Origin of the sequence: Clavibacter phaseoli (assembly GCF_021922925.1) — a bacterium.
Lineage (GTDB): Bacteria > Actinomycetota > Actinomycetes > Actinomycetales > Microbacteriaceae > Clavibacter > Clavibacter phaseoli.
Map to the genome: position 1 here is coordinate 235388 of NZ_CP040786.1, position 18255 is coordinate 253642.

Annotated in this window: 13 protein-coding genes; 9 read left to right on the plus strand and 4 right to left on the minus strand. The window is 71.4% G+C overall.

Annotation, left to right across the window (positions count from 1 at the left end):
• Positions 1-57: 57 nt before the first annotated feature.
• The 3 genes from FGI33_RS01115 (at position 58) to arfA (ending at position 3540) form a co-directional block, all read left to right on the plus strand.
• On the plus strand, positions 58-1002 hold the full coding sequence (locus tag FGI33_RS01115) for a carbohydrate ABC transporter permease (protein ID WP_119434342.1): 945 nt from the start codon (positions 58-60) through the stop codon (positions 1000-1002).
• Positions 999-1919 carry a carbohydrate ABC transporter permease gene (locus FGI33_RS01120; protein ID WP_119434341.1) on the plus strand — a complete coding sequence of 307 codons (921 nt, stop codon included), beginning with the start codon at positions 999-1001 and terminating at the stop codon, positions 1917-1919. Before FGI33_RS01115 ends, FGI33_RS01120 begins: the two co-directional genes overlap by 4 nt.
• 82 nt (positions 1920-2001) lie before the next feature.
• Positions 2002-3540, plus strand: coding sequence for an arabinosylfuranosidase ArfA (arfA, locus tag FGI33_RS01125; protein ID WP_119434340.1), 1539 nt, complete (start codon positions 2002-2004; stop codon positions 3538-3540).
• A 66-nt stretch (positions 3541-3606) separates the two neighbouring features.
• Here arfA and FGI33_RS01130 read toward each other — a convergent pair whose 3' ends face one another.
• Positions 3607-5265, minus strand: a complete 1659-nt coding sequence (locus FGI33_RS01130; RefSeq protein WP_237582128.1) for a S1C family serine protease — start codon at positions 5263-5265, stop codon at positions 3607-3609.
• A gap of 135 nt (positions 5266-5400) precedes the next feature.
• On the opposite strand from FGI33_RS01130, the gene FGI33_RS01135 reads away from it, so the two are divergent.
• Complete coding sequence (locus FGI33_RS01135; RefSeq protein ID WP_237582129.1) at positions 5401-5907, plus strand: hypothetical protein; 507 nt, start codon at positions 5401-5403, stop codon at positions 5905-5907.
• A gap of 9 nt (positions 5908-5916) precedes the next feature.
• Positions 5917-6909, plus strand: coding sequence for an aldo/keto reductase (locus FGI33_RS01140; protein WP_119403155.1), 993 nt, complete (start codon positions 5917-5919; stop codon positions 6907-6909).
• Between the two features lie 65 nt (positions 6910-6974).
• On the opposite strand, the gene FGI33_RS01145 is transcribed toward FGI33_RS01140, so the two are convergent.
• Both FGI33_RS01145 and FGI33_RS01150 read right to left on the minus strand, forming a co-directional pair.
• A complete protein-coding gene (locus tag FGI33_RS01145) occupies positions 6975-7448 on the minus strand; it encodes a hypothetical protein (RefSeq protein WP_237582130.1) in 474 nt (157 codons plus the stop codon).
• A 98-nt stretch (positions 7449-7546) separates the two neighbouring features.
• Positions 7547-8758, minus strand: a complete 1212-nt coding sequence (locus tag FGI33_RS01150; protein ID WP_119434596.1) for an MFS transporter — start codon at positions 8756-8758, stop codon at positions 7547-7549.
• 408 nt (positions 8759-9166) lie between these two features.
• Here FGI33_RS01150 and FGI33_RS01155 point away from each other — a divergent pair, with 408 nt between their 5' ends.
• From FGI33_RS01155 to FGI33_RS01170, 4 genes are all read left to right on the plus strand, one after another.
• Entirely contained in the window at positions 9167-11668 is a 2502-nt protein-coding gene (locus FGI33_RS01155; protein WP_119434597.1) for a ribonucleoside-diphosphate reductase subunit alpha, read from the plus strand.
• A 163-nt stretch (positions 11669-11831) separates the two neighbouring features.
• Complete coding sequence (locus FGI33_RS01160) at positions 11832-12827, plus strand: ribonucleotide-diphosphate reductase subunit beta (RefSeq protein WP_012039117.1); 996 nt, start codon at positions 11832-11834, stop codon at positions 12825-12827.
• A 134-nt stretch (positions 12828-12961) separates the two neighbouring features.
• The gene (locus FGI33_RS01165) at positions 12962-13495 is read left to right on the plus strand and encodes a GNAT family N-acetyltransferase (protein ID WP_119434598.1); all 534 of its coding nucleotides are present in this window, start codon (positions 12962-12964) and stop codon (positions 13493-13495) included.
• 28 nt (positions 13496-13523) lie between these two features.
• Positions 13524-14369 carry a sulfurtransferase gene (locus tag FGI33_RS01170; protein ID WP_237582131.1) on the plus strand — a complete coding sequence of 282 codons (846 nt, stop codon included), beginning with the start codon at positions 13524-13526 and terminating at the stop codon, positions 14367-14369.
• A gap of 42 nt (positions 14370-14411) precedes the next feature.
• Here the strand turns inward: FGI33_RS01170 and hrpA are convergent, their stop codons facing one another.
• Positions 14412-18230 carry an ATP-dependent RNA helicase HrpA gene (hrpA, locus tag FGI33_RS01175; RefSeq protein WP_237582132.1) on the minus strand — a complete coding sequence of 1273 codons (3819 nt, stop codon included), beginning with the start codon at positions 18228-18230 and terminating at the stop codon, positions 14412-14414.
• Positions 18231-18255: the final 25 nt, after the last annotated feature.

An 18255-nucleotide genomic window follows, 5' to 3' on the forward strand; every position in this document is an offset into this window, starting at 1 on the left:
GCCGCCCGTGCGCGGCGCCGCACCCTCTTCCCAGCGAAACGACGAAGGAGTCCACTCGTGACGACAGCAGCACCACCCACCCCGGTCGCCCCCGCGGCCGGGTCCCCGTCCCCGCGGCCGGCCGCGGGCAGCCCGAAGGCCCGGGCCAAGGAGCAGACCCAGGGGATGCTCTTCATCGCCCCGTTCCTCATCACCTTCCTGCTGTTCCTGGTCTGGCCCGTCCTCTACGGCTTCTACCAGAGCCTCACCGGGCAGAGCCTCACGGGCGCGAACAGCCAGCTCATCGGCTTCGCGAACTACTTCGAGGCCTTCGGCGACTCCCAGATGTGGCGCTCGCTCGGCAACACCGTGGTGTTCACGATCGCCAGCACCATCCCCCTCCTGGTCGTCGGCCTCGTGCTCGCGCTCCTCGTGAACCTCGGCCTCCCCGGCCAGTGGCTCTGGCGGCTCGCGTTCTTCCTGCCGTTCCTGCTCGCGTCCACGGTCGTGTCGCTGTTCTGGCTCTGGATGTACAACCCGCAGCTCGGCGTCGTCAACGCGATCGCGGGCGCGTTCGGCCTGCCGCAGCCCGCGTGGCTGCAGGACTCGAACCTCGCCATGACGAGCGTCGTCGTGACCACCGTGTGGTGGACCGTCGGGTTCAACTTCCTCATCTACCTGGCGGCGCTGCAGAACATCCCCGACCAGCAGTACGAGGCGGCCGCGCTCGACGGCGCGGGGAAGTGGCGGCAGCTGTTCTCCATCACGATCCCGCAGCTCGCGCCGACCACCGCGCTCCTCGCGATCCTGCAGGTGCTCGCGTCGCTAAAGGTCTTCGACCAGATCTACCAGATGACCGCGGGCGGGCCCGGCGGTTCGACCCGGCCCATCGTGCAGTACGTCTTCGAGACCGGGTTCACCGGCTTCCGCTTCGGCTACTCGGCCGCCATCTCGTACATCTTCTTCGCCCTGATCGTCGTGATCTCGGTCATCCAGTTCACCGCGACACGGAGGAAGTCATGACCACCGCCACCCGTCCCGCCTTCTCCTCCGGCACGCTCGCCCGGAAGCCCGCGACCAGCGCCGTCGCCCGCCAGGGCCGTACCGGCACGCCCCGGTTCGCGCCCTCGCGCATCGCCGCGCTCCTGATCCTCATCGTCCTCGCCGCCGCGTGGCTGCTGCCGTTCCTCTGGGCGGTGCTCACGTCGTTCAAGTCGGAGACCGACGCCGCGGCGTTCCCCGTGACGATCTTCCCCGCGGGCGGCTTCACGCTCGACGCCTACGCGTCGGTGCTGAACGGCGGCACGATCCCGCTGTGGACCTGGAACAGCCTGCTCACGAGCACGGTGATCACGGTCGTCGCGGTCGTGTTCTCGGCGCTCGCCGGCTACGCGCTCAGCCGCATCGACTTCCGCGGCCGCAAGGTGCTGATGGGGGCGATCGTGGCGTCGATCATCATCCCGCCGCAGATCCTCATCGTCCCGCTCTTCTACCAGATGCTCTCGTTCAACCTGGTGGACACCCTCTGGGCCGTGATCCTGCCGCAGATCGTGCAGCCCGCCATGGTGTTCATCCTGAAGGCGTTCTTCGACCAGATCCCGATCGAGCTCGAGGACGCCGCGCGCGTCGACGGCGCCGGACGCGTCCGCGTGTTCCTGCAGATCGTGATGCCGCTGTCGCGCCCCATCCTCTCGGCGGTGGCGATCTTCGTCTTCATCGGCGCGTGGAACAACTTCCTCTGGCCCTTCATCGCCACGAACGACGCCACGCTCATGACCCTTCCGGTCGGCCTGCAGACCGTGAAGAACGCCTACGGGATCCAGTATGCGCAGAACATGGCCTCGGCCGTGCTCGCCGCGCTGCCGCTGATCCTGGTGTTCCTCTTCTTCCAGCGCCAGATCATCAAGGGCATCTCGACCACCGGGTTCGGCGGCCAGTGACCCGCCCCGCGCCCCGCTCCGCCCCATCCGCCCATCCCGCCCGGGACGCACGTGCCCGGACCCCACGTCCAGGAGGACGCCCATGACCCGCGCCCGCATCACCATCGACCGCGACTTCACCATCGGCGACGTGCCCCGTCGGCTCTTCGGCTCGTTCGTCGAGCACATGGGCCGGTGCGTCTATAGCGGCATCTACGAGCCGGGCCACCCCACCGCCACGCCCGAGGGCTACCGGCAGGACGTGCTCGACCTCACGAAGGAGCTCGGCGCCACCGTCGTGCGCTACCCCGGCGGCAACTTCGTCTCCGGCTACGACTGGGAGGACGGCGTCGGCCCGGTCGCGGACCGGCCCCGCCGCCTCGACGGCGCGTGGCACACCGTGGAGACCAACGCGTTCGGCCTGCACGAGTTCGTGGGCTGGTCGAAGGCCGCGGGCGTCGAGGTCATGGAGGCCGTCAACCTCGGCACGCGCGGCGTCGACGCGGCGCGCTCGCTGGTGGAGTACGCGAACCACCCCGGTGGATCCAAGCACTCTGACATGCGCCGGAGGAACGGCGCCGAGGAGCCCTTCGACATCAAGCTCTGGTGCCTCGGCAACGAGATGGACGGGCCGTGGCAGATCGGGCACAAGACCGCCGACGAGTACGGCCGCCTCGCGCAGGAGGCGGGCAAGGCCATGCGGCTCGTGGACCCGTCCATCGAGCTGGTCGCGTGCGGCAGCTCCAACTCGGGCATGCCGACGTTCGGGCAGTGGGAGCAGACCGTGCTCGGCCACACCTACGACGTCGTCGACTACGTCTCGCTGCACGCCTACTACCAGGAGCACGAGGGCGACGTGCGGAGCTTCCTCGCGAGCGCGGTCGACATGGACTTCTTCATCGAGTCGGTGGTCGCGACCGCGGACGCGACCGGCGCGCGGCTCAAGAACCGCAAGAGGATCGACCTCTCGTTCGACGAGTGGAACGTCTGGTACCAGCGCGGGCTCGACGGCGAGGACCAGCCGCATCGCATCGAGGAGTCCGGCTGGCGCGAGCACCCGCGGGTCATCGAGGACGAGTACAGCGTGACCGACGCGGTCGTCGTCGGCACGCTGCTCAACTCGCTGCTGCGGCACGGCGACCGGGTGAAGATCGCGAACCAGGCGCAGCTCGTGAACGTGATCGCGCCGATCCGCAGCGAGGAGGGCGGGCCCGCCTGGCGGCAGTCGATCTTCTGGCCGTTCGCCCGCATGGCGCAGCTCGCCACGGGCCGGATCCTCCAGGTGGAGGTCGACAGCGACCGCTACGACAACGACCGGTTCGGCACCGCCGACGTGGTCGACGTGAGCGCCACCTGGGATGACGAGGCCGGCACCGTCTCGCTCTTCCTCGCCAACCGCGGCCTCGAGGAGGACGCGTCCACCGAGGTCGCGCTGCGCGGGCTCGACGCCGGCCGGATCCTCCGCGCCGAGGTCCTGCGCGTCCCCGAGGGCGGCGACCGGTACTCGAGCAACACGCTCGAGTCCGGCGAGCAGGTCGGACTCGTGCCGCTCGAGGGCGTGCACGCCGAGGGCGGGCGCCTCGCGCTCACCCTCCCGGCGCTGTCGTGGGCGGTCGTGGTGCTGGACGTGACCCGCAGCTGACGCGCGCACGACGACGACGGCCCGCCCTGCGCGATGCAGGGCGGGCCGTCGTCGTGGGGGAGCCGATCAGCTCACGGGGCCCTCGGTGAGGGTCACGGTGCCGGTCTTCGCGGCGCCGGCCGCGGTGGTCCAGCCGAGCTCCACGGACTCGCCCGGCTTGTGCGCGGAGATCGCGGCGCTGAGCTCGGAGGCCGAGGCGACGGCCTTCCCGTTGACCGAGGTGACGACGTCGCCCTGCGCGAGGCCGGCCTTCGCGGCGCCGGATCCGTCGACGACGCCCTGCACGGGCGCGCCCGCCACGGTGCCCGCGCCGTTCGCGAGCAGCACGCCCAGGAACGCCGGGTAGCCGATCTTCACGGTGCCGGACTCGACGCCGCTCTCGATCTGCTTCGCGATGGACATGGCCTTCTCGATCGGGATCGCGAAGCCCGCGATCTGCGCGGATCCGGAGGACGCGGCCGTGTCGATGCCGACCACCTCGTTCTCCGCGTCCACCAGCGGCCCGCCGGAGTCGCCGGAGACGATGGGCGCGTCCGTCTGGATGAGGTCGGTGAGCGTCTCGCCCGCCGCCGTGCCCTCGGACTGCGTGGTGATGGTCTGGCCGAGCGCCGTGACCTGGCCGCTCGCCGCGGTGAGCGTGCCGGTGCCGCCCGCGTTGCCGACGCCCGTGACGGCCTCGCCGACCTGGACGCCGTCGGTGTCGAGCTTCGCCGGGGTGAGCCCCGACGCGCCCTCGAGCTTCAGGACCGCGACGTCGTTCGTGGCGTCGGTGCCGACGACCTTCGCGACGTACGCCTTGCCGGTCGACTCGACCGTGACGCGGATGCTGGTCGCGCCGCTGACGACGTGGTTGTTGGTGAGGATCGTGCCGTCGGACGACAGGATGATGCCCGTGCCGGCCCCGGCCGCGTTCTCGTAGGTGAGCGCGGAGTCGATCGTGACGACGCCGGACATCTGCGCATCAGACGCCTCGGGCGAGGTGACCGACGTGCCCGTCCCGGTGCCGGATTGCGTGCCCGATCCCGAGCCGGAGCCGCTTCCGGATCCCTGCCCGGGCAGCGTGGTCGTGCCGCGGCCGAAGCCCTGGCCCGGCGTGAACGAGCCCGGGTCCTGGATCTGCGTGTCGGAGGCCTGCGAGCTCGAGCGGCCGAGGTCGGCCATGAAGCCCACCGCGGTGCCGCTGCCGAAGGAGAGGAGCAGCGCGAGGGCCGAGGCCCCGGCGATGAGGCCCGTGCGGAGGCCGCGCCGCATGCGCTTCGGCGGCACGGGGTCGCCCATGGCGTCCACGGCGAACGGGCGTCCGAAGGCGTCGGTCGCGGGGGCCGGCCAGGGCTGTCCGGCGGGGTGGCCGCCGGCGGGCATCGCGGTCGCGTAGGCGGCCGTGGGCTGCTGCGCGGTGGGCTGGGGCGTGGTGGGGGCGCCGGCGCCGACCGCGGGGCCCGCGGTGGCGTGCGCGTCGGTCGGGGCGGTCCAGGCGGCGGGCGCGGCGGGGGTGGAGGGCGCGGCAGGCGCGCTGGGCGCGGCGGGGCCGCTGGCCGCGGGACCGGCGGGCGCCGGCCAGGCGGGCTGCGCGGGCACGGGCGCGCCGTCGGCCGGAGCGGCAGGCGCTGCCGGAGCGGCGGGCGCGGCCGGAGCGGCAGCCGGGGTCGCGGCGTCGGTCGGGCGGGTGGCGTCGATGGGGGCCTCGTCCGGACGTCCGGTCGGCTCCTGGGGTGTCTCGTTCATGACGGGTCCTTCGTGTCTCGGGTGGCCCGGTGGGGGCCATGAGGAGATCACACCCGGCGACCCTATGAGCAGCCCATGACGCGCACGAGCGTCCGCCATGCATCCTGGGCCCTGCCCGGGCGTACCCTGAGCGGCATGACGCGGAGGTCGGAGGGCGAGGACGAGCCGGCCGGCGTGGATCCGCGGTTCGACCCGGCCTTCCAGCGGGCCGCGGCGTCTCCGCCCGCTCCCCGGCCGGATCCGCGTACGGGCGCCGACGCCGAGGCTCCGGCCCCGCCTCCCGAGGATCCGCAGCGGGCGTCGGCGCAGAGCCAGCCAGGAGCGCAGACCGTCGATCGCCTGACCGTCGCCCGCTGGCTCGCCCCGGCGCTCTGGATCCTCGCCTTCGCCTTCCCCGCCGGGGGCCTCGGCCTGCGCGCGCTCGCCGCGGGTATCGCGACTTCGATGCCGTACTCCAGCTTCGGCGACCCGCTGGGGGAGCGCTGGCTCCTCGACCTCGTGCCCCTGCTCGTGACCCTGGCGCCGGGCGTCGTCGCGGGCGGCCCGATGGCCGTGATCGCGGCGCTCGCCGTGCACGCCCTGCGCCGCCGGCCCGCCCGGGCCGCGACCGACGACCGCGAGGCCGGCGTCCCCCGCGCGTAGGCTCGACCCATGGAGCAGAGAAGCCTCGGCAGGACCCATCGGAACGTCTCGGTCATCGGACTCGGGACATGGCAGCTCGGCGGCGACTGGGGTGACGTGGCCGAGGACGACGCGCTCGCGGTGCTCGACGCCGCGGCGGACGCGGGCATCACCTTCTTCGACACGGCCGACGTCTACGGCGACGGCCGCAGCGAGACGATCATCGGATCCTGGCTCCGCGCGCACCCGGACGCCGGCGTCACGGTCGCGACGAAGATGGGCCGGCGCGACGCGCAGGACCCCGCGAACTTCACCCTCGACCGCTTCCGCGAGTGGACCGACCGCTCGCGCCGCAACCTCGGCGTCGAGACCCTCGACCTCGTCCAGCTGCACTGCCCGCCCACGCCCGTCTTCTCGAGCGATCGCGTGTACGACGCCCTCGACGAGCTCGTCGCCGACGGCGCGATCGCGTCCTACGGCGTGAGCGTCGAGACGACCGACGAGGCCCTCCTCGCCATCGCGCGCCCCGGCGTCGCGAGCGTGCAGATCATCCTCAACGCGTTCCGCCTCAAGCCGCTCGACCGCGTGCTGCCGGCCGCCGTCGAGGCGGGCGTCGGGATCATCGCCCGCGTGCCGCTCGCGTCCGGCCTCCTCAGCGGCCGGTACACCGCGGACACCACCTTCGCGGAGACCGACCACCGCAACTTCAACCGCGGAGGCGCCGCGTTCGACGTGGGGGAGACCTTCTCGGGCGTCGACTACGACGACGGCGTCGCCGCGGCCCGCGAGTTCGCGGCCGCCGCGCACGAGGCGGCGCCCGACCTCACGCCCGCGCAGGTCGCGCTCGCCTGGATCGTGCAGCGCGAGGGCGTCTCCGCCGTGATCCCCGGCGCCCGCAACGCGGAGCAGGCCCAGGCGAACGCGCGCGCCGGCGACGCCCCCGCGCTCGGCGAGGTCTTCGAGCGCCAGGTGGCGGACGTCTACGACCGGTACTTCCGCGCGGCGGTCCACCCGCGCTGGTAGTCCGCGGGACGCACGACGGCCCGGTCAGCTTCGCGCTGGCCGGGCCGTCGTGCGTGCGGGGAGCGCTACTGCAGGGAGTCGCAGGCGCTCGACATCTGCGTCTTCAGCTCGTCGCTGATCGGCTGGCCGACGCCGGGCGCGAGCTGGTCGGCGAGGGCCGTGATCTGCTCGCCGGCCGCGGCGGCGCCGCTCTCGGTCGAGGCGGAGATCTCGGTGCCGAGGTCGCGGAACGCCTGGACGTCCGACTCCTCGAGCGTGGACTTGTCCTTCAGGCCGCAGGCGATGTCGCGGGTCTTCGCGGCGATGGCCTCGCGGGAGCCGGGTGCGGCGGCGTCGCCGGATCCGGCGTCGCCCTCGGTCGTCGCCTCGGGCGTGGGGCTCGCGGCCTCGGCGGATGCGGAGGTGGACGGGGTCGGCGTCGCGGCGTCGTCGGCGGCCGGCGAGCTGCAGCCGGCGAGCGCGAGGCCGAGCACGAGGCCCAGCCCGGCGATCCCGGCGCGCAGGCGGCGCGTGGTCAGAGGGGTCTGCGGAGAGGTCATGCCCTCACACTATCCAGCGCAGCGAGGCGATCTTCCGCGGGGGCGGGGACTCTGGGGCGCGGATCCGGTGGGTCGTCGTCCAGGCGGCCGGCCGGCCGTCAGGTCATGACCGGGACGGGCTCCGTGTCCGGGATGGGGCCCGCGTCGCGGCCGCGGAGGTCCGGGCTGTGCCGGTGGAAGACGGCGGCGATGGCCGCGCCCGCCGCGAGGAGCGCCGCCGCGACGACGAACGCGCCCTGCGCCCCCTGCGCGTCGATGACGAAGCCGGCGGCGGCGGAGCCGAGCGCGGCGCCGATGAGCTGCCCGGTGCCGACCCAGCCGTACGCCTCCGCGGTGTCGCTGAAGCGCACCGACGACGAGACCACGGCGAACAGCACGGCCAGCGCGGGCGCGATGCCGACGCCCGCGAAGAACAGGAACACGGACAGCCAGACGACGTTCATCGACACGGCCGCGATGGCGGTGCCGGCGAGGATGATCGCCATGCGCCGGGCCATGGCCCACGGGCTGATGGGGATGTGGCCGAGCGCGAGGCCGCCGATGAGCGAGCCGACCGCGAAGATCGCGAGGACGAAGCCCGCCTCGGGCCCGCCGTGCCCGAACACGGCGACGACGCCCGCCTCGATGGCCGCGCACGCCGCGATGAGGAGGAAGCCGACGATCGTGCTGAGGAGCACCGGCGGACGCCCGAGCACGACGCCGAAGCGCCGCTTGCTGCGGGGGATGCGGACCCGGCCGAGCTCGGGGGAGGAGATGAACCACGCACCGCCGCCGACGAGGAACGCGGCCGCTACGAGGATCCCCGCGCTCGTGTCGACCTGGATCGCGAGGAACGTCGCGATGACGGGCCCGAGCACCCAGATGATCTCCTGCGCCGACGCGTCGAGCGAGAACAGCGGCGTGAGCTGCTTGGAGTTGACCATCTTCGGGTAGATGGTGCGGACGGCCGGCTGCACGGGCGGGTTCGCGAGGCCGGCGAGGAGCCCCAGGCCCATGAACGCGGGGACGGAGGTGCCCGCGTCGCCGAGCGCCACCGCGACCACGGCGACCGTGCACACGGCCGAGGTGAGGATGAGGACGGGGCGCATGCCCCATACGCCCATCCACCGGCTCGTGAGGGGACCGGCGACCGCCTGGCCGATGCTCGTCGCGGCGAGCACGAGGCCCGCGGCGCCGTACGACTCGTGGATCCGCTCGACGTGCATGAGGAACGCCAGCGAGAGCATGCCGCCCGGGAAGCGCGCCACGAGCTGGGCGGCGATGATCCGGCCCACGCCGCGGGTCTTGAGGAGGCTTCCGTACGTGCTCACGAGGGTCAGATCCTACCGGCCGCCTGTGGACAGATCAGCACTGACGACGCGTCCGGATAGGCGCATCGGGGGCCCCAAGCCCCTGAATGACGGGGGCCCCTCGTAGGTTCAGCCATGTGGATAAGCCACGCGAGCTTTTCCACAGCCTGTGGAACTGCGAGCACTACATGTAGGGTCCGATGTCTTGCGACACCCCCGCATCTAGTTCTCGCTACTCCTCAGATGTGGCATAGTGAACGAGCGGGGACGCTTCAAAGTCTCGATCGCAGGCGCCCGGAGCCATCAACCGGGATCCGCTTGCGACAGCAGGAATCCGGAGCGATCGGCTCGGCCGTGAGGCTGTCATCGTCATACGAGTTGCAGAGCACGTGAAGGCTCAGCGCGCAGACCTAAGGGAGCAGAAAAAGAGTGTCCATCACCGTAGTGAAGCGCGACGGCACGCGGGAGCCGTACGACGCGAACCGCATCAACCTGGCCATCGAGGACGCCACGCAGGGCCTCGACGAGAACATCGGCTGGGTCACGCAGATCGCCTCCGAGCTGGAGATCACCCTCTTCGACGGGATCACCACGCAGCAGCTGGATGAGGCCGTCATCCAGGTCGCGCTCCAGAACGTGAAGGACGACCCGGCGTTCGACACCGTCGCCGCGCGCCTCCTCCTCAAGACCATCTACAAGCGCGTCCTCGGCGACTACTCGTCGCCCGAGGAGCTCAAGCGCCTCCACGCGGAGCACTTCGCCCGCAACATCCAGCGCGGCGTCGACGAGATGCTCCTCGACTCCCGCCTCGTGCAGCTGTTCGACCTGGAGCGCCTCGCCCAGGCCCTCGAGCCGGCGCACGACGAGCTGCTCAAGTACATCGGCGTCGTCACGCTGAACAACCGCTACGGCATCAAGGGCCGCAACGGCGACGCCCTCGAGGTTCCGCAGTACTTCTGGATGCGCATCGCGATGGGCCTCACGCTCAACGAGCAGGACCCGACCGAGACCGCCATCGCCTTCTACGAGAAGATGTCGAAGCTCGAGTACCTCGCGGCCGGCTCCACCCTCGTCAACGCGGGCACCATCTACCCGCAGCTCGCGAACTGCTTCGTCATGGAGATGCAGGACGACATCGAGCACATCGCGAAGACCACGCGCGACGTCATGTGGCTCACCAAGGGCACGGGCGGCATCGGCCTCTCCGTCTCCAAGCTGCGCGCGCAGGGCTCGCCCATCCGCTCGAACAACACCACCTCCACGGGCCCGATCCCGTTCATGCACACCATCGACTCCGTCCTCCGCGCCGTCAGCCGCGGCGGCAAGAAGTTCGGCGCCCTGTGCTTCTACATGGAGAACTGGCACCTCGACTTCCCCGAATTCCTCGACCTCCGCCAGAACTCGGGCGACCCGTACCGCCGCACCCGCACCGCCAACACGGCCGTGTGGATCAGCGACGAGTTCATGAAGCGCGTCCAGAACGACGAGGACTGGTTCCTCTTCGACCCGCTGGAGGTCTCCGACCTCAACGAGCTGTACGGCAAGGCGTTCTCGGAGCGCTACGCGTTCTACGTCGGCGAGGCCGAGGCCGGGCGCCTGCGCATGTTCAAGCGCATCAAGGCGCGGGAGCAGTTCAAGTCGATCCTCATCTCGCTCCAGACCACCAGCCACCCGTGGTTGACCTGGAAGGACACGATCAACAACCGCGCCCTGAACAACAACACGGGCACGATCCACCTCTCGAACCTCTGCACCGAGATCACGCTGCCGCAGGACGAGGACAACGTCTCCGTCTGCAACCTGGCGTCCATCAACCTGTCGCAGCACTTCTCCGACGGGAAGATCGACTTCGCGAAGATCGAGCAGAGCGCGCGCCTCGCGGTGCGCCAGCTCGACAACCTCATCGACATCACGCGCTCCAGCGTGAAGGAGGCGGACTTCTCCAACCAGCAGAACCGCGCGGTGGGCCTCGGCGTCATGGGCTTCACGGACGTCGTCGAGAAGCTCGGCTTCTCGTACGAGTCCGAGGAGTCGTACGACCTGATCGACGAGATCATGGAGCACGTCTCCTACGCGGCCATCGACGAGTCGGCCGACCTGGCGAAGGAGCGCGGCGCGTACCCGAACTTCGAGGGATCGCGCTGGTCGGAGGGCCTCGTGCCGCTCGACTCGATCGCGCTCATGGAGGCCGACCGCGGCGTGCCCGTCAAGGTCAACCGCACCACGCGCCTCGACTGGGACGCGCTGCGCGCCAAGGTCAAGGGAGGCATGCGGAACGCGACGCTCATGGCGATCGCGCCCACCGCGTCCATCGGCCTCGTCGCCGGCACCACGCCCGGCCTCGACCCGCAGTTCTCGCAGATCTTCAGCCGCTCCACCTCCTCGGGCAAGTTCCTCGAGGTCAACCGGAACCTGGTGAAGGACCTGCAGGAGCTCGGCCTCTGGGAGACGGTGCGCGAGAGCATCCTCCGCAGCCAGGGCGACATCCAGAACATCGCCGCCATCCCGGACTCGGTCAAGGCCACGTACCGCACGAGCTTCCAGCTCTCGCCGTACGCGTTCCTCGAGGTCGCGGCGCGCGCGCAGAAGTGGATCGACCAGGCCATCAGCCGCAACATGTACCTCGAGACGCGCGACCTCGGCGACATGATGGACATCTACTTCGCCGGCTGGGAGCGCGGGGTCAAGACCACGTACTACCTGCACATGAAGCCGCGTCACACGGCCGAGCAGTCGACCGTCAAGGTCGACAAGTCGCAGGACGCCGACGGCACCAAGCGCAAGGGCTTCGGCGGATTCGGCGGCGGCGCTCCCGCGGCCGTCCCCGCGTCGGCCCCCGCGTCCACCGCGACCGCGGAGGCCCCGGCCCCGCAGTCCGCTCCGGCGCCCCGCAAGGGCTTCGGCTTCGGCGGAGTGGGAGGTGCACGCTGATGAACGACGACACGTTCGGCGACTACGTCGTCCCCATGGACCCCATGGACGAGCTCCAGTGCGACTCCTGCCAGTAGGCAGGCGTCGCTCCTAGAGCCCACCCGGCCTCACCGGCCGCCCCCATCGCACGACCACGCACCACGCACTCGGAGAGAAGAAGCAGATGTCGAAGATCCTCGGCACGGGAATCCAGGAGGGCCTCCTCCTCAAGCCCGTCAACTACCAGTGGGCCATGGACCTGTACGACCAGGCCGTCGCCAACACGTGGTTCCCCAACGAGATCCAGCTCGGCGAGGACATCGCGGACTTCAAGAAGATGACGGACGAGGAGCGCCACGCGATCACGTTCCTCATGAGCTACTTCAACCCGAACGAGCTCCTCGTGAACAAGGCGCTGGCGTTCGGCGTCTACCCCTACATCAACGCGCCGGAGTGCCACCTCTACCTGGCGAAGCAGATGTGGGAGGAGGCGAACCACTGCATGTCGTTCGAGTACGTCCTGGAGACGTTCCCGATCGACCGCGAGGCCGCGTACAACTCCCACGTCGACATCCCGTCGATGGCGCGCAAGGAGGAGTTCGAGGTCAAGTTCATCAAGCGCATGACCGAGCAGACCCTCGACATCACCACCACCGAGGGCAAGAAGGACTTCGTCCGGAACCTCGTCGCGTACAACGTGATCCTCGAGGGCATCTGGTTCTACTCGGGCTTCATGGTGTCGCTGTCGTTCCGCCAGCGGAACCTGCTGCGCAACTTCGGCTCGCTCATGGACTGGATCGTGCGCGACGAGTCGCTGCACCTGAAGTTCGGGATCAACCTCATCCTCACGGTGCTCGAGGAGAACCCCGACCTGCAGACGGAGGAGTTCGCCGCCGAGATCAAGCAGATGATCCTCGACGCCGTCGAGATGGAGGAGCAGTACAACCGCGACCTCCTGCCCAACGGGATCCTCGGGCTCAACGCGAACTACATCAACCAGTACGTGAAGTACCTCGCCGACCGCCGCCTCGAGGAGCTCGGCTTCGAGGCCGAGTACAAGGTCTCGAACCCGGCGAAGTGGATGGCGACGGCGAACGACACGCTGCAGCTCGTCAACTTCTTCGAGTCGACCAACACGTCGTACGAGTCGAACGCGTCGGCCACCGTCGGCGCCAAGTAGGGCCGATCGACTCGTCGCGGGAGACCGCGGCACCGCACCATCGACGCCGCCCGCGCCGCGCATCCACCCGGATGCCGGTGCGGGCGTCGTCATGCCCGCGCCGTCATCGGCCGGGACGGAAAGGGAGAGGGAGCATGACCGAGCAGGAGACCGGCGCCCGGCACGTCGCGCGCGACGGGCGGGTCTACCGCACCGAGGTGGTGGGCTGGGACGACCCGCGCGGGGCGCGGATCCGCCAGGCCATGGAGGCCGAGATGGACGAGCGGTACGAGGGGCGGCACGACGACGATCCCGACTGGCCCGCGAAGGCGGCGGTGGCGTTCGCGTTCGACCCGGCCGACGTGGAAGCCATCGTGCTGCTCGTCCTCGACGGCGACGACCGGGACGCGGCCGCGCACGGCGTCATCCGGCACCTCGGCGACGAGCTGGAGCTGAAGAAGGTCGTCGTGGATCCGGGGCACCGCGGCACGGGCCTCTCCCGCGTGCTCATGGCGGAGCTGGAGCGCGTGGCCCACGAGCGCGGCGCGCGTCGCCTGATCCTGCAGACGGGCGACCGGCAGCCCGACGCCATCCAGCTGTACGCGACCGCGGGGTGGCTGCCCATCGACGTGTACCCGCCGTACATCCCCGTCACGAACTCGGTCTGCTTCGAGAAGCCGCTGGGCTGATCCCGCTCCACGCTGCGAGCATGGGGCGATGGAGATCCTCATCGCCCCCGCCGAGCTCGACCACGCCCTGCGCACCCGCGACGACGTGCGCGTGCTCGACGTGCGCTGGTCGCTCGGCGGCCCTCCCGGCCGGCCGCTGCACGAGGCCGGGCACATCCCGGGTGCCGTGTACGCCGACCTCGACACCGAGCTGGCCGGGCACGGCGCGCCCGAGGACGGACGGCATCCGCTGCCCGCGACGGCCGACCTCCAGCGGGCGGCGCGCGGGTGGGGCATCCGGCGGGGCGACGTGGTCGTCGTGCACGACGGCGGCGGCAACACGGCGGCCGCGCGCGCGTGGTGGCTGCTGCGCGACGCGGGGATCCGGGACGTGCGGATCCTCGACGGCGCGCTGCCCGCGTGGGTAGCGGCGGGGCTGCCGCTCGAGACGGGATCCACCGCGCCGGAGGCCGGCGACGTGACGCTCACGCGCGGCGCGCTGCCGAGCATCGACGAGGACGCCGCGGCGGGGATCGCACGCTCCGGGACGCTCCTCGACGCGCGCGCGGGGGAGCGGTACCGCGGCGAGGTCGAGCCGGTGGACCCGCGCGCCGGCCACATCCCCGGCGCCGTGAGCGCGCCGACCGCCCGGAACCTCGACGCGGACGGCGCGTTCCTGCCAGCCGAGGCGCTGCGGGCGCGGTTCGCGGACCTCGGGATCCGGCCGGGCGACGCCGTGGGTGTCTACTGCGGCTCGGGCGTCACGGCCGCGCACGAGATCGCGGCGCTCGCCATCGCCGGGATCGACGCGGCGCTCTACCCGGGATCGTGGTCGGCGTGGTCGAACCGGCCGGAGCGGCCCGCGGCGACGGGGGCGCAGCCGGGCGGGGTCTGACCCGGCCGCGTCCGGCGCGCGCCCGGGGTGACGACGCCCCCCTCAGCCCGCGAGCACCTTGCGGATCCGCTGCAGCGACACCGGCTCGGCCGTCGGCAGGTGCTGGGCGAAGAGGCTGAGGCGCAGCTCCTCCAGCATCCAGCGGGCGTGGACGAGCGACTCGGGCGCATGCGGCGCGGACGGGATCACGCCGCCGGCCTCGCGGTAGAGGTCGGTCGCCTTCTGCACCTCGGTCATCCAGGCGCGGTCGCGCGCGGGCTGGTCGGGGAGGCGCTGCACGCGGTGCGTGAGGCCGGACAGGTAGGCGGGCAGGCGCTGCAGGCGCGCGAGCCCGGTGGCCGAGACGAAGCCCGGGTGCACGAGCCCGGCGAGCTGCTCGCGCGCGTCGGTGAGCGCGCCGATCAGCTGCATGCTCGTGGCCTGCTTGATCGCCCGCTCGGCGTCGCGCGCGCCCGTGAGCACGCGGTTGACGAGCGCCACGGTGTCGAACATCGAGTCCATGACGACGCCGGACACGCGGTCGCGCGCCGTCTCGAACAGCTCCTTGGAGTAGATCGCGCCGCCGGGGGCCACGCGCTCGAGCACCTGGTCGATGCAGGCGAGCAGGCAGTCGTCGAAGAGCGCCTGCACGTTGGGGTACGGGCTCGTCGCGAGCATGAGCTTCTCCTGGCTCGTGAGGTGCTGCTTCACGTAGGCGGAGGGGTTGGCGATGGCGAGCACGAGCAGGCGCCGGACGCCGCCGGGCATGGCGCGCCCCTGGTCCTCGGCGGTCGCCATGAGGCGGATCGCGACGGTGGATCCCTCGTCGACGAGCGCGGGGTACGCGCGGATGACGTGCCGGCTGTCGCCCGTGCCGCCCTGCGCGGTGTCGACGAAGCGGGGCAGCTCGTCGAGGTCCCACGTGGTGAGGCCCGTGCGCTCCATGCCGCGCGTGGCGGGGCCCTTCGCTCCGGCGACGCGCTCGGCGGGACGCGCGGTGGCGCGGGCGACGCTGTCGCGCGCGCGGCTGGACAGGCGCGCCTGCAGCTCGGTGAGGTCGCGGCCGGCGGCGACCTCGCGGCCGCGCTCGTCGACCACGCGGAACGCCATGCGCAGGTGGGCGGGGATCCGGTCGAGGTCGAAGTCGTCGTCCGCGACGCGCACGTGCGCCTTCCGCATGATGAGGCCCGCGATGGTGGTGGTGAAGGCCACCGGGTGCTGCGGATCCGGCTCGGGCAGCCCCTCGAGCAGCCGATCGGCCCAGTCGGCGGCGGGCACCACGTTCTTGCGGAGCGCCTTCGGGAGGGCCTTGATCATGGCGGTCACGAGGTCGCGCCGCATGCCCGGCACCTGCCAGTCGAACCCGGCGGGGCTGAGGCGCGCGAGGAGCGCGAGCGGGACCTGCACGGTGACGCCGTCGTCGGGCGCGCCCGGCTCGAAGCGGTAGGTGAGGGACAGGCGCTGGTCGCCCTGCTGCCAGGTGGGCGGGAACGCGGCCTCGTCGACGTCCACCGCGTCCTCGGCGAGGAGCTCCTCGGCGGTCATCGTGAGGAGGTCGGGCGTCTCCTGCCGGGCCTTCTTCCACCAGCCCTCGAAGGCGCGCGTGGAGGCGACGTCGCGCGGGATCCGCTTGTCGTAGAACTCGAAGACGGCCTCGTCGTCGTTGAGGATGTCGCGGCGGCGCGTGCGCTCCTCCACCTCGGCGAGCTCCTCGCGGAGCTTCCGGTTCGCGCGGTCGAACGCCTGCTGCGACTCCCAGTCGCCCTCGACGAGCGCGTGCCGGATGAAGAGCTCGCGCGCGTACGCCGGGTCGATGCGGGAGAACTGCACGCGCCGCTTGAGCACGATCGGGACGCCGTAGAGCGTGACGCGCTCCCACGCCACCGTCGCGCCCTGCTTCTTCTCCCAGTGCGGCTCGCTGTGGGTGCGCTTCACGAGCCCGCCCGCGATCGGCTCGGCCCACGCCGGGTCGATGGCCGCGTTCGTGCGCGCGAACAGGCGGCTGGTCTCCACGAGCTCGGCGCTCATGATCGCGTCGGGCTGCTTCTTCGCGAGAGCGGATCCGGGGAACACCACGAAGCGGGACTGCCGGGCGCCGACGTAGTCCTTCTTCTGCGCGTCCTTCAGCCCGATGTGGGAGAGGAGGCCCGCGAGGAGCGACCTGTGGATCCCGTCCGGGTCGGCCTTCGGCTCGTTCATCTGGAGGTCGAGCGGGCGCGCGAGCTGGCGCAGCTGGCGGAAGACGTCCTTCCACTCGCGCACGCGCACGTAGTTGAGGAACTCGGCCTTGCACATGCGGCGGAACGCGCTGGAGGAGAGCTCGGCCTCCTTCTCCTCCAGGTGGTTCCAGAGGTTGAGGAGCGTGATGAAGTCGCTCGACGGATCCACGAAGCGCGCGTGCTGCTGGTCGGCCTGCGGGCGCTTCTCGAGCGGGCGCTCGCGCACGTCCTGGATGGTGAGGCCGGCCACGATGATCATGACCTCGCGGCTCACGCCGTGCTTGCGCGACTCGACCACCATGCGCGCGAACCGCGGGTCGATGGGCAGGCGCGACAGGTCGCGGCCCACCTTGGTGAGCGCCGGCGTGCCGTCGGGGGAGCGGACGACCGCGCCCAGCTCGGTGAGGAGGTCCACGCCGTCCTTGATGCCGCGCGAGTCCGGCGGCTGCAGGAAAGGGAACGCGGCGATGTCGCCGAGGCCGAGCGACACCATCTGCAGGATCACGGCCGCGAGGTTCGTGCGCAGGATCTCCGGCTCCGTGAACTCGGGCCGGCGGGCGAAGTCCTCCTCCGAGTACAGGCGGATCGCGATGCCGTCGCTCGTGCGGCCGGACCGGCCCGAGCGCTGGTTGGCGGACGCCTGCGAGATCGCCTCGATGGGGAGGCGCTGCACCTTGGAGCGCACGGAGTAGCGGGAGATGCGCGCGGTGCCGGCGTCGATCACGTACTTGATGCCGGGCACGGTGAGGCTCGTCTCGGCGACGTTGGTGGCGAGCACGATCCGGCGGCGGACGCCCGCCTGCGTCGACGGCTGGAAGACGCGGTGCTGGTCCGCCGAGGAGAGGCGGCCGTACAGCGGAAGCACCTCGGTGTGCGGGAGGTTCCGGCTGCGGATCGCGTCCTCGGCGTCGCGGATCTCGTTCTCGCCGCTGAGGAACACGAGCACGTCGCCCGACGACTCGGCCGCCAGCTCGTCGAGCGCGGCGTTGATCCCCTCGAGGAAGTCGCGGTCGTCGGCGGGGCGCTCGAGCGGGGCGTCGGCGAGGTCGTCGTCCTCGCCCGCGACGGCGGCCTCGGCCACGAGCGGCCGGTACCGGATCTCCACCGGATACGTCCGCCCGGACACCTCGACGATGGGCGCGTCGCCGAAGTGCCTCGAGAAGCTCTGCGGGTCGATCGTGGCCGACGTGATGATGAGCTTGAGGTCGGGACGGCGCGGCAGCAGCTGCTTGAGGTAGCCGAGCAGGAAGTCGATGTTGAGGCTGCGCTCGTGGGCCTCGTCGATGATGATCGTGTCGTACTTCTTCAGCAGCCGGTCGCGCTGCAGCTCGTTGAGCAGGATCCCGTCGGTCATGAGCTTGATGCGGGTGTCGGCCGAGACCTTGTCGGTGAAGCGCACCTGGTAGCCGACAAGCTGGCCGACCTCGCCGCCGAGCTCCTCCGCGATGCGCTCCGAGATGGTGCGCGCGGCGAGACGGCGCGGCTGCGTGTGGCCGATGCTCTCGCGGCCGAGCTCGAGGCAGATCTTCGGCAGCTGCGTGGTCTTGCCGGAGCCCGTCGCCCCGGCGACGATGACGACCTGGTTGTCGCGGATGGCGTCGGCGATCTCATCGCGCATCCGGCTGACGGGGAGCTCGGGCGGGTACGCGATGCTGGATTCCATGCTGGTGTCAGTCTATCCGCGGGCC